Here is an 11,948-nt window from a genome sequence, read left to right on the forward strand (position 1 = left end):
CGACCACCTAGAACACCCGGACGACATCTTCGACCGYCTCCTGCCGGAGCCTTTTTTCCGGACGGCGAAGCCATGTCCGGACATCGATAGAGAAGGACAGGACAATGCTTAGAAACGATATCCAATTCCCTTTCGGCGCCGTCTATTTCCGCAAGTCCAATCCGCCGCGCGACGATTGGGAGCGCGACTACACGACGGCAGGCGAAGATGGCATGAACATCTTCCGCCACTGGTTCATGTGGAGCGCAATCGAAGTGGCCCCCGGTGTCTATGACTGGGAAGAGTATGACCGCCAGCTCGATCTCGCCGCCAAGAACGGCATCAAGACAGTTATCGCCGAACTCATCCATGCCGTGCCGGACTGGGCCGTCCGCAAATATGCCGACGCCTTGCAGGTCAATGCCGATGGCACCAAGCTCGGCTCCTACATGGGCGTCTCGGCCGCAACCGGCGGCTTTTCCAACAATGGCGGCGGCGCCGGTGCGCTGACGCTGAACTGCCCGGAAGTGAAGGAAGCCGCCGGCAAGTTCCTGACCGCACTCGCCACCCGCTACAAGGACCATCCGGCGATCTACGGCTATGACGTCTGGAACGAGGTCAACTATTCCGCCGATGTCGATTACAGCAGCTATGCCAAGTCCGCCTTCCGCAAATGGCTGGAGAAGAAATACGGCAGCCTGAAAGTGCTCGCCAAGGCGTGGCATCGCTACAGCTATGCCGAATGGGAGGATATCGAGCCGCCGGTCCATATGGCCCCCTACCCCGAATGCATCGACTGGCTGCAGTTCAAGCGCGACAATTTCTATGGCCAGATGCAGTGGCGTATCGATACGATCCGCGCCGTCGACCAGAAGAATGTTATTGCCGCCCACGGCATATCCGGCGCGATCCCCAACATGGCCGCCAATGGCTGCGACGACTGGCTCGCCGCCTCCAAGGTGGAAATCTACGGCTTCACATGGATCCAGGCCCGTAAGGGCACCGAGCCCTGGAAGACCTGGTACGGTGTCGACATCAATCGCGCCGCTGCCCGCGGCAAGCCCTTCTGGCACGCCGAGCGTCAGGGCGGCCCGCTCTGGCTGCAGCCGCAGGTGATCGGCCGCGACAAGGAAGACGGCCGCGTCGCCGAGCCTGAGGATATCCGCATCTGGAGCATGACCTCCTTTGCCGGCGGCGCCCGCGGCGTCCTCAATCTGCGCTGGCGCCCGCTACTCGACGGCCCCCTCTTCGGCGCCTTCGGCGCCTATGGCATGGACGGCAGCCGCACGCCGCGCTCCGACCTGCAGAGCGCCATGGCGAAATGGGCGAACGACCCGGCGCAGAAGACACTCTGGGACGCAAAGCCGGTGCGAGGCGAAGTCGGCATTCTCGTTATCCCCGAAACACAGGAATGGGATTACCTGCTGAATTACGACCGTAAAGAAAAACCTTATCCGGAAGCCATGTGGGGCGCCTATCGCGCCTTCCTCGGCCAGGGCTTGCAGCCGGATTGGGTGCATATCGACGATATTGACGCCTATGACTTCCTCTATTTCCCCTGCCCGATCATGTTCACTGCCGAACAGGCCGCGCGCCTGAAGACCTGGGTGGAAAAGGGCKGCACACTGATTGCCGAAGCCTGCCCCGGCTATTTCGGCGACCGCGGCCATGTCGGCCAGGTGCAGCCGAATATGGGTCTCGACGAGGTCTTCGGAGCCCGCGAGGAGGAAGTGGAATTCATGCCCGATATCGGCAACCGTATCCACTTCAAGTTCGACGATATCGCCGTCGATGGCGGCGGTCTCCTGCAATCCTACCGCCTCACCGGCGGCACCGGCCGCGGCACGTTCGATGGCGGGCGTTTGGCCGTCATCGAAAACCGCTTCGGCAAGGGCCGCACCCTGCTGATCGGCACAAACCCCTCGGTCGCCTTCTACCGCACCGATGGCAAGGCCAATGCCGCCTTCTTCGCCGAACTGGTGAAATGGAGCGGCAGGGCGCGTCATGCGACGCTTTCCAATGATGCGGTCTTCGCCCGCATCCACAAGGGCGAAAAGGGCAGCTTCCTCTGGCTGGTCAATCCGACACGCAAGGCCCAGACGACCACGGTCAGCCTCGCGGACGGAAAACTGTCAGGCAACAAGCCCGCCTGGCCGGTAAACCACGCCTATGATGCTGGCCGCCTCGAAGTGCCGGCTCGCGATGTCCTGATCCTGCCGCTGGCCTGATCAGCGAGCGACAAGCTGCTCGACCCAGCCGCCTTGCGAAAGCGCGGCGCGGTCGAGTTCGCTTTCGATGCGACCGGCCTGCATCAGCACGGCCCGGTCGCACATATGCGCGACGACGCCGGGATCGTGGCTGACGAGCACGAAGGTCATCCCATGCGAAGCCTTCAGGTCGTTCAGCAGATTCAGGATTTCGGCCTGCACCGAGACATCGAGCGCCGAGGTCGGCTCATCGAGCAGCAAAAGATTCGGCTTCAGGAGCAGCGCGCGGGCAATCGCCACACGCTGCCGCTGCCCGCCGGAAAGCTGGTGCGGATAGCGCCCGGCAGCAGTGGCCGGCAGGCCGACCTGATCGAGCGCGATACGCACCTCATCCTCGACATGGCGTACTCCCCGCAGAGCCAGCGGCTCGCCCAGAATGCGGGAAATGCGGTGGCGCGGATGCAGCGAGGAATAGGGATCCTGAAACACCATCTGGATATTGGAGCGTAGCGCGCCGGTGATCTTATGTCCCGGCAGCAAGGCCTCATCGAAGACTGTGATGGAGCCCTGCCAATGGGTGTTCAGCCCCGCAACGGCACGCAGCGCCGTCGTTTTGCCGCAGCCGGAGGGACCGATCAGCCCGAAGGTCTCGCCCGGCGCAACCTCGAAGCTGACACCACGTACGGCGGTAAAACCCTTGCCGCCGCTCTGAAAAGTCACGGAAAGATCGGAAACGGAGAGCGCGCTCATGCCTCGTCTCCGTAAACCGGCAGCCGTGTCCCGTAGGTCGCCGCCGAAGGCCGCGCCGCCCAGAGCGCCCGCGTATAATCCGATTTGGCATTGGCAAGATCAGCCGACGCCATCTGTTCCTCGATCTTGCCATGCCGCATGACCATGACGCGGTCGGCATAACGCGAGACCTGCTGCAGATCATGGCTGATGAGCAGCAGCCCCATGCCGAGTTCTTCGGTCAGCGACCGCAGCAAGGTCAGGATCTGGTCCTGCAGACCGCGATCCAAAGCCGATGTCGGCTCATCGGCGATCAAGAGTTTCGGCCGGTTGATCAGCATGGCCGCGATCATCACGCGCTGCCCCATTCCGCCGGAAAGAGCAGCCGGAAAGCTCGAATAGACACGCTGCGGATCGGGCAAACCGACCTTATCCAGCATATCGAGCGCCCGCTCGCGCCGTTCGCCAGACGATAGTTTCGTGTGCAGAAGTAGCGCCTCTTCGACCTGCCGGCCGACCTTGTGGGCCGGGTTCAGCGAATATTTCGGATCCTGCAGGATCAGCCCGATACCACTACCGCGCAGCCTGTTCCAGCCGGACGCAGGTAGCGTCGTCAGCTCCTGCCCGTCGAAGGTTAGACGCTTTGCCCGCACCTCCGCTCGACGTGGCAGTAGCCCCATGATTGCGCGACCGGTCATGGACTTGCCGGAGCCGGATTCACCGACCAGCGCCACGACCTCGCGACCCACCGAGAAGGAAATGCCATCGACGACGCGCACCGGCCCTGCCTCTGACGGAAAGGCGATCGACAGATCCTCGACGGAAAGCAGCGGCTCAGTCATGGCGCGGATCCAGGATATCGCGCAGGCCATCGGCCAGCATGTTGAAGGCGAAGGAGGTGATCAGGATGGCAAAGCCAGGTACAGCCGCCACCCACCATTGATCGAAGATTACCTGCGTTCCCTCCGATACCATCGAACCCCATTCCGCTGTCGGCGGACGCACCCCGAGACCGAGGAAGCCGAGGCCTGCGGCAGCAAGGATAATGCCCGAGAGGTCGAGCGCCAGACGAATGATCGCCGAAGGCAGCACCAGCGGCAGGATGTGCCCCCAGAGTAGCCTTACGCCGCGGATACCAACCATTTCGGCCGCTGCCAGATAATCGCTCCGCCGCAGCGCCGCCGTCTCGACGCGGGCCTGGCGCGCATAGGCGGGCCAGCTTGTCAGCGCCAGCGCCAGCGCACCGTTGATCAAGCCCGGCCCCATGATCGCGACGAAGGCGAAGGCCAGCAGCAACCGCGGAAAGGACATGACGATATCGGTAATCCGCATCAGCACGCGCTCGGTCATCCCGCCGAAGAAACCCGAGAGGATGCCGACGAGAATGCCGAGCGGCGCCATCAACAGCACGACGACGAGCACCAGCAGCAGCGTTGGCCGCGCGCCATAGATGATGCGCGACAGAATATCCCGGCCGAAACCATCGGTGCCAAACCAGTGCGCAGCATCAGGCGGCATCAGGCGATTGGCCGTTTCCTGCAGGTTCGGATCATAGGGCGCAATCAGCGGCGCCAGTAGCGCCAGTGCCAGAATGAAAAGCACGACCACACTGCCCACCGCAGCCGAAGGTGAGCGCAGCACGCGACGCAGGAAGGATGGACCGCCGAGCGGCGCCTGGACGATCGCACTCATCGCTTCCTCCCCGATTCCAGCCGTGCCACGCCAAGATCGGTCAGCGCGTTGAGAAGCACGAAGGAGGCACCGACGACCAGCGTCGCGCCAAGGATTGCCGGCATGTCGCCGGCAAACATCGCCGTGGTCAGATACCGGCCGATACCCGGCCAGGCAAAGACGGTCTCGGTCAGCACGGCGCCTTCCAGCAGGCTTGCATAGGAAAGGGCAATCACTGTCAGCAGCGTCCCGGAAATATTCGGCAGGATATGGACGAAGACGATACGGCGAAGGCTCGCGCCCTTGGCGCGCGCCGTCGTCACATATTCCTGCCCGAGTTCGGTGAGGATCGCGGCGCGCGTCAGCCGCGAAATCGCGGCGAGAGCATGGAGGGCCAGCACGATCGCCGGCAACGCCAGATGCGCCAGCGCGTCGCGAAAGGCACCCGCCTTGCCCGATATCCAGGTATCGACAAGCGCAAAGCCGGTGACCGATTTGACCGTATATTGAAAGACGACATCCGCCCTGCCCGGCCCCGGCGCCCAGTGCAGCCGCGCGTAGAACAGCAGCAACATCAACAGGCCAAGCCAGAAGATCGGCACGGAATAGCCAAAGAGAGACACGAAACGGGCAAGCCCGTCCACCCATGTCCCCTGCCGCATGGCGGCGGTGACACCGAGCGCAAGACCGATGACCGCGCCGAGAATGATCGCCGCCGTCGCAAGCTCTATCGTTGCCGGGAATGTGCGGGCGATATCGTTTGCGACGGGTTGACCGGTCGAAATCGACTGACCGAAATTCCCCGAGAKCGCCGTCTCGACATAACGGAAAAACTGCACCGGCAGCGGCTGATCGAGCCCAAGTTCGAGGCGCGCCTGTTCATAGGTCGACTGGCTGGCATGATCGCCGACGAGCTGCAGCGCCGGATCGATCGGCGATAACCGCGTCATCGCGAAGGTCACCAGCGCCAACCCGAAGAGCGTCAGCGCGAAGGACCACAGCCACTTCGAAAGCGGCCAAACGAACGACAACTCCCGCCAGCTGTTGCGCTGGCGGGAGTTGGTCATGTCGGCATTGTCAGTCGTTGCCGTTTGCGGCACTTATTTTGCTACCTTGTCGTAATAGACCTGGTCTGCGTTCAGACCCTGCGCATAGTTCTTCACCTTGTCGCTTAGCACGACCTGGTCATTGCCTTGAAGCATGAAAACGAAGGGCGAGCTTGCCTGGATCTTCTTCTGCAGATCCTGGTAAAGCGCAGCGCGCTTGGCGGCATCCTGTTCCTTCACCGCGGCAAGCGTTTCGTCGGTCAGTTCCGGGATCACCCAGCCAGCCTGCTTGGCAACGGTATTGGCCGAGTTGTCCTTGTTGATCGCGAAGGCGCTGGCGTTGGAATGGGCGTCGAAATAATCCGGGATCCAGTAGCGCAGCGTCATCTCGAATTTGCCGGCGCGGCCGCGGGCATAGATGTCGCTGGCAACACCCGGCTGAATGTCGAGCGTGATGCCAGCCTGAGCGAAGGTCGACTGCAGCGACTGGGCGATCGACAGGAACGGCTGGTCGTTGAAGACGATGAATTCGATCTTGAACGGCGTCTTGATACCAGCGTCCGCAAGGATCTTCTTTGCCTTCTCGACATCGAGCTTGAAAGGCGTGTCGCTGAGCGCACCAGGGAAGCCGTTCGGCAGGAAGGCCTGGTGAACGCTGCTCTGGCCACGCAGCAGGTTCTTGGTGATGCCGTCATAATCGACGAGGTAACGTGCCGCTTCCCATAAGGCGGGGTTGCCGAGCGTCGGGTTCGCCTTGCTGTTCAGCAGGATATAGTCCTGGCGGGCGGAAGGAACGGAGAGCACCTTGACGCCGCTCTTGTCCTTCAGCGCTTCGATCTGGTCGGCGGACAGGCCACGGGCGATATCGGCATCGCCCTGCTCGACGAGCAGGCGGCGGGCGCCGACGTCAGGCACATTGCGGATGATGACGCTTTCGAGCGTCGGCTTGTCGGAAGAATTGGCATTGGCCTGCAGCACCAGCGCCTCATGCGGCGTGTAGGTAGCGATCGTGTAAGCGCCGCTGCCGGCCGAATTGGTCTTTAGCCAACCATTGCCGAAATCGTTGTCCTTGGCCTGCGGCGAAACCGTCTGCTCGTCGACGATGGAGGCAATCGGCGCCGTCAGGATCGAGAGCGCGAAGCCAGAGCCAACATCGGCCGTCCAGGTGAGCTTGATATGCTTGTCGTCAACCTTGGTGATCGCAGCATCGACATTGTCGGCCTTCCAGCCGAGTTCGTTGAGGATGAAGGCCGGCGACTTGTTGAGCTTCACGGCGCGCGTCAACGAGAAGATCACGTCTTCGGGGCGAACCGGATTGCCGGACGCGAACTTGGCATCAGAAAGCGCGAACGTCAGGCTCTTGCCATCGCTGCCGGCTTCCCAGCTAGCGGCAAGTGCAGCCTCGATCTTCGTGCCGTCATCGCGGTTGGACTGCACGAGGCGCTGATAGATATTGTTGAAGGACTGGACGGTCGTCAGCTCGAAGCCTTCGGCCGGGTCGAAGCTGACGGCATCGTCGATCGACTGGGCAACGACGAGCACGTTCGGCGGCGTTTCGGCGTGAACGACCGGCGCGCTGAATGCCAGCGCCAGGCTGAAGACAGTGCCGAGCAGCTTGGCGCGGCTGGTGATGATGGACATGGAAAACTCCCCTCGGGTGATGAAAAAGTCAGTTGGCGCCTTCGGCGAAAGCCTCAAGCTCGGGATCGAAATCGACMTCGACAACATTGATGTAGACGGCAGTGGCAATCATGATACCGGCAAAGGCGACGAGATCGACGAGCACCTTGGTGTCGTAGCGCGCCTTCAATTCGGCCCAGATATCGGCAGGAATGGCCTTGGAATCGGCGACAACAGCCGTGCCAAAACGTTTAAGCAGCGATTCCGTTTCGCTGAGTTCGAGAGCATCCGGGTTGAACCCGGTCTTGATCAGCGCTCGGCGAAAGAAGGTGATGGCGATATCGGACTTCAGCGCCTTGGAGATCGAATGCGAGAAGATCCATATCTCGCGATCGCTGATGGCGGGATTGAGCTCGGCCCGGAGCGTGAACCACTCGGCATAGATACGGTGGGCTTCCGGCGAATGCAGCAAGGTCCGCTTCATGTTGGTCATGTTGCCCCGAACGCGCACTTCCTCGTCATGCGCTGCGCGAATCTCTTCGGAAGCGGTGTCGTAATCGATGTAGGGAAGCTGGCTCATGCGAATTGCTCTTTCTTTGTGCGATAAAGGCTAGCGGGATGGCGAGATATTGTGCAGTCCATATTCATCCAGCTTTCCCGCCTTTTGACGAAAAATATTCCGCAGAACGTTACCGGGAAAAACGAACTTTTCGTCACAGATATATCAGCATTCCTTATTGGGCGTTCTTGACATCAGCGCGCACAAACGACACGATGAAACCGGTTTCAATCGTACATAAGGGAGTGATCGTGCGGTTCGACCTTTCGATCCTCTTGCCCCATCTGGGCTTTCTCGGTCAAGGCGCGCTGCTGACAGCAGAAGCTTGTGCTCTGGCACTGATCGGCAGCGTCATCATGGGCGCTTTCGTCGCCATCGCGCGCACGTCTTCATCCACCCTTCTGCGCCGGATTTCCTTCGTCTACGTGGATATCTTCCGCAACGTGCCTTTCATCGTGCAGCTGTTCTTCTTTTATTACGGCCTGCCGGAGATCGGCATCTATATCGATGCCTTCACCACGGGTGTCGTTGCGCTGTCGATTGCCGGCGGCGCCTATGCCTCCGACGTTATCCGCGCCGGCATTCTGGCGATCGATCCCGGCATCATCGAAGCCGCAGAAGTAAGCGGCCTGTCCCGCCGGGTGACCTTCACCAAGATCGTACTGCCGATCGCGCTTAGAACCTCCGTTCGCCCGCTCGGCTCGGTGCTGATCAACATGGTCCTGACCTCCTCGATCCTCTCGACCATCACGCTTAACGAGCTCACCGGCTCGGCCCAGATCGTCGTCTCGCAGACTTACCGGCCCTTCGAAGTCTATGTCGTGCTGCTGGTCGTCTATGCCGTACTGACCTATCTCGTTTCGCTCGGCATCGCCCTCCTCCACCGCCGCCTGAACCGCGACATGATGGAGGCCGTAGCCTGATGCGTTTCTCCGATTTCACACCATTCGACATCTGGCTGCTGCTACAGGGCCTCGGCGTCAGCCTCGGCCTGTTCTTCTCGACTTCGCTGATCGGCCTGCTGATCGGCACGCTCTGGGCCGTTTGCCGCTTCTATCGCGTGCCGGTGCTGACATCAGTCATCACCTTCTTCGCCGAACTCCTGAAGAACTCGCCCGTGCTGGTGCAGCTCTTCCTTGTCTTCTTCGGCCTGCCCGGCCTCTTCCATATCCGCATCACACCGACAACGGCCGCGATGATCACGCTGTCTGCCAATTCGGCGGCCTTCGTCTATGTCATCGCGGTCTCGGCAATCGAATCCATCGGCCGCGACCAGATCGAGGCCGCCCGCGTCTTCGGTCTCACGCGTTGGCAGGTGCTGCGCCACGTCGTGGCGCCGCAGGCCATGGCCTTCGCGATCGGCCCGCTGACAGCGCTTCTCGTCAACCAGTTGCAGGTCACCTCGCTGATCTCGGTCATCGGCGTCGTCGATCTCACCAAAATCGGCAACATCCTCAACCTGCGCACGCTGAAACCCTTCATCGTCTGGACGGTGGTCGGCCTGCTTTATTACGCCTGCGCCAAGCTGCTCGCATGGCTCGGTGCCCRCTTTGAAAACCGCCTCAGGGCGCATGCCGCCTGGAGAGGGCTCTGATATGCTCAAAGTAGAAAACGTCAAAAAGGCCTTCGGTCCCGTCATAGTCCTCGACGGCGTCAACCTCACCATCAAGCCCGGCGAGGTCGTCTCCATCCTCGGCTCATCCGGTTCCGGCAAGTCGACGCTGATCCGCTGCATCAACGGTCTGGAAAAATTGAACGGCGGCAGCATTACCGTCGACGATTTCGACGTCAGCAAGCCGAAGGATCTGGCGGAAGCGCGCAAACGGTCGGGCACCGTCTTCCAGCTCTTCAATCTCTATCCGCATATGACTGTGCTCGGAAACATCACGCTGGCGCCGATCGAAGTGTTGAAGAAGCCGCGCGCCGAAGCCGAAGCTGGCGCCCGCGCCCTGCTACAGTCTGTTGGCCTTGGCGATCGCGCCGAAGCCTATCCCGCGCAGCTTTCGGGCGGCCAGCGCCAGCGCGTCGGCATCTGCCGGGCGCTCGCCATGCAGCCGCGTTATCTGTTGCTTGACGAAGTCACCAGCGCGCTCGACCCGGAAATGACCTCGGAAGTTCTGGCGATCCTCGCCAAACTGGCGACCGAGGGCACGACCATGCTCTTCGTCACCCACGAGATCGAATTCGCCCGGCAGATTTCCAATCGCATCGTCTTCCTCGACAAGGGAAAGCTGCTCGTCGACCTGCCGACTGCCGATTTCTTCGCTCCCGAAGGCGGCATGTCGCATCAGCGTATCGCCCAGTTCCTGTCCAAAATGCGCAAAGATTAGAGGTATTCATGCTGCTCTTGGCCAATAAAGAAGCCTGGCCCGGTTTCCCGACGACGGTGCAGATGTTGCGCGAGGGTGCCATCAGCCTCGACGCCATGGTCGCCGGCATCAGCAAGGTGGAAAGCGAAGTCAAGGTGCGCAGCGTCGGTTACGGCGGCTGGCCGAACATGCTTGGCAATATGGAGCTCGACGGGGCCGTCATGGACGGCAACACCCGCGATGTCGGCACCGTCGGCGCCGTGCCGAACACGCTGCCGGTTGCCCGCCTCGCCCACGAAGTCATGAAGCGCCTGCCGCACGTCATGCTCACCGGCGACGGTGCCCGTCGCTTTGCCAGTGAAATCGGTTTCTCCGAAGACGACGTGCTGTTCGAAGACAGCAAGCGCGTCTGGTGGGAACGGCTGGAAAAGGAGCTTTCGCCGGAGGAACTGGCGAAATTCCCCAATATTCCGCTGGCCCCGCTGAGCCGCACCATCACCGATCCCGAGCGCGTGCGCGACACCACCGTTTTCCTGTCGGCTGATCCGGCGCGCGGCATCCACGCTGCGACGTCCACCTCGGGTTGGGCCTGGAAATATCCCGGCCGCCTCGGCGACAGTCCCATTCCCGGCGCCKGCTTCTATGCCGATAGCCGTTATGGCGCAGCCGCCTGCACCCATACCGGCGAGATGACCATGCGTTGCTCGACTGCGCGCACGGTCGTCCTGGCGCTCAAATTCGGCTATTCGCTTTCCGACGCGGTTAAGCTCGCCGTCGAGGAGCTCAAGGAATTATCCTCCGGTTTCCTGGCCGGCGTGGTCATCCATGCCGTCGATGCCAAGGGCAACCATGAGGTCGTGAATTTCAGATGCGAGGGCGAGATCCGCTACTGGCTCTGGGAGGACTCGATGCCCGAACCGGAGCTTCGGGCAGCGAAACAGGCATAATCAAGAAGAGGGAAATGGAACCATGAAACGCATTCTCACAGCCATTGCCGCGCTGGCCATCGTTGCCGGCTCTGCGCTTCCGTCCTTTGCCGGCATGATCGACGATATCCGCTCGCGCGGCGTCGTGCACATCGGCGTATCGCTCGGCGGCGAGCCGATCGGCTTCCGCGACGCGCAGAATAACCCTGTTGGTTATGACGTCGACGTCGCCAATCGCCTGGCCGAAAAGCTTGGCGTACCGGTCGAATTTACCGACGTCTCCGGCGACGCCCGCATCTCCATGCTCGTTTCCGGCCAGATCGACGTGGCGATCGCCAATACTTCGGCCACGCTCGAGCGCGCCAAGGTCGTCAACTTCTCGATCCCCTATAATCGCGCCGGCCTGCGTGTCATCGTCCAGAAAGACTCCGGTATCAAGGAATTGAAGGATCTCGCTGGCAAGAAGGTCGTCGTCGGCCGCGGCACAACGGGCGAAACCTTCCTGAAGACGGCCGTGCCGGATGCGCAGCTCGTCTATGTCGACCAGTTCGCACCTGACGGCGTTCTGCAGCTTCAGCAGAAGCGCGTCGATGCGGCGATCGAAGACTCTTCGCTGCTCGACTACCTCGCTACCAAGAACCCGACGCTGGTCACCCTTGCTGGCCTCTATTCCAACGACCCGATCGGCATCGCCGTTGCCAAGGGCGATCCGGAATTCGTCCGCTGGCTCGACATGTTCGTCTCCGACTACATCCAGTCGGGTGCGTATGAAGCCAACTACAAGAAGTGGTGGGGCGCCGAAGCCAACCCGCCGGCTCTGAACCCGCAGTGGTAAGCTGATCCTGACAGGCCGCCTCCGGGCGGCCTGTTTGCCATCAGGCAGTCAGGCGCGGAAAGAAGGT

12 protein-coding genes are annotated in these 11,948 nt (G+C 61.5%); 6 read left to right on the forward strand and 6 right to left on the reverse strand.

Going from position 1 to position 11,948, the window contains the following annotated elements:
• Positions 1-104: 104 nt before the first annotated feature.
• Positions 105-2,207 (forward strand): beta-galactosidase, encoded by a 2,103-nt coding sequence (locus AC1DNW_RS34230; RefSeq protein ID WP_477855630.1) that lies wholly within the window; start codon positions 105-107, stop codon positions 2,205-2,207.
• Here AC1DNW_RS34230 and AC1DNW_RS34235 read toward each other — a convergent pair whose 3' ends face one another.
• The 6 genes from AC1DNW_RS34235 to AC1DNW_RS34260 are packed head-to-tail and all read right to left on the reverse strand — an operon-like array spanning position 2,208 to position 7,832.
• Entirely contained in the window at positions 2,208-2,936 is a 729-nt protein-coding gene (locus AC1DNW_RS34235; protein ID WP_113311227.1) for an ABC transporter ATP-binding protein, read from the reverse strand. It lies immediately after the preceding gene.
• The gene (locus AC1DNW_RS34240) at positions 2,933-3,757 is read right to left on the reverse strand and encodes an ABC transporter ATP-binding protein (protein ID WP_113299840.1); all 825 of its coding nucleotides are present in this window, start codon (positions 3,755-3,757) and stop codon (positions 2,933-2,935) included. The genes AC1DNW_RS34235 and AC1DNW_RS34240 overlap by 4 nt, the downstream gene beginning before the upstream one ends.
• The gene (locus tag AC1DNW_RS34245; RefSeq protein WP_113311226.1) at positions 3,750-4,607 is read right to left on the reverse strand and encodes an ABC transporter permease; all 858 of its coding nucleotides are present in this window, start codon (positions 4,605-4,607) and stop codon (positions 3,750-3,752) included. The genes AC1DNW_RS34240 and AC1DNW_RS34245 overlap by 8 nt, the downstream gene beginning before the upstream one ends.
• Positions 4,604-5,686, reverse strand: coding sequence for an ABC transporter permease (locus tag AC1DNW_RS34250; protein ID WP_477855631.1), 1,083 nt, complete (start codon positions 5,684-5,686; stop codon positions 4,604-4,606). The genes AC1DNW_RS34245 and AC1DNW_RS34250 overlap by 4 nt, the downstream gene beginning before the upstream one ends.
• The gene (locus AC1DNW_RS34255; RefSeq protein ID WP_113311224.1) at positions 5,687-7,273 is read right to left on the reverse strand and encodes an ABC transporter substrate-binding protein; all 1,587 of its coding nucleotides are present in this window, start codon (positions 7,271-7,273) and stop codon (positions 5,687-5,689) included.
• Positions 7,274-7,301: 28 nt separating this feature from the next.
• Positions 7,302-7,832, reverse strand: a complete 531-nt coding sequence (locus tag AC1DNW_RS34260; protein ID WP_477855632.1) for a carboxymuconolactone decarboxylase family protein — start codon at positions 7,830-7,832, stop codon at positions 7,302-7,304.
• Between the two features lie 230 nt (positions 7,833-8,062).
• Between AC1DNW_RS34260 and AC1DNW_RS34265 the strand changes: the two genes are divergently transcribed.
• Genes AC1DNW_RS34265 through AC1DNW_RS34285 form a run of 5 tightly spaced genes read left to right on the forward strand, consistent with a single transcriptional unit; the run spans position 8,063 to position 11,881 of the window.
• A complete protein-coding gene (locus AC1DNW_RS34265) occupies positions 8,063-8,734 on the forward strand; it encodes an amino acid ABC transporter permease (protein WP_113311313.1) in 672 nt (223 codons plus the stop codon).
• Positions 8,734-9,405 (forward strand): amino acid ABC transporter permease, encoded by a 672-nt coding sequence (locus AC1DNW_RS34270; protein ID WP_477855633.1) that lies wholly within the window; start codon positions 8,734-8,736, stop codon positions 9,403-9,405. Before AC1DNW_RS34265 ends, AC1DNW_RS34270 begins: the two co-directional genes overlap by 1 nt.
• Before the next feature lies 1 nt (position 9,406).
• Positions 9,407-10,141: an amino acid ABC transporter ATP-binding protein gene (locus AC1DNW_RS34275; RefSeq protein ID WP_113311221.1), complete on the forward strand. Its 735-nt coding sequence runs from the start codon at positions 9,407-9,409 to the stop codon at positions 10,139-10,141.
• Positions 10,142-10,149: 8 nt separating this feature from the next.
• Positions 10,150-11,067: an isoaspartyl peptidase/L-asparaginase gene (locus AC1DNW_RS34280; protein WP_477855634.1), complete on the forward strand. Its 918-nt coding sequence runs from the start codon at positions 10,150-10,152 to the stop codon at positions 11,065-11,067.
• A 22-nt stretch (positions 11,068-11,089) separates the two neighbouring features.
• Positions 11,090-11,881 carry a transporter substrate-binding domain-containing protein gene (locus AC1DNW_RS34285; protein WP_113299848.1) on the forward strand — a complete coding sequence of 264 codons (792 nt, stop codon included), beginning with the start codon at positions 11,090-11,092 and terminating at the stop codon, positions 11,879-11,881.
• Positions 11,882-11,948: the final 67 nt, after the last annotated feature.

The sequence above is a fragment of the Rhizobium sp. 05L429 genome (genome assembly GCF_056397645.1).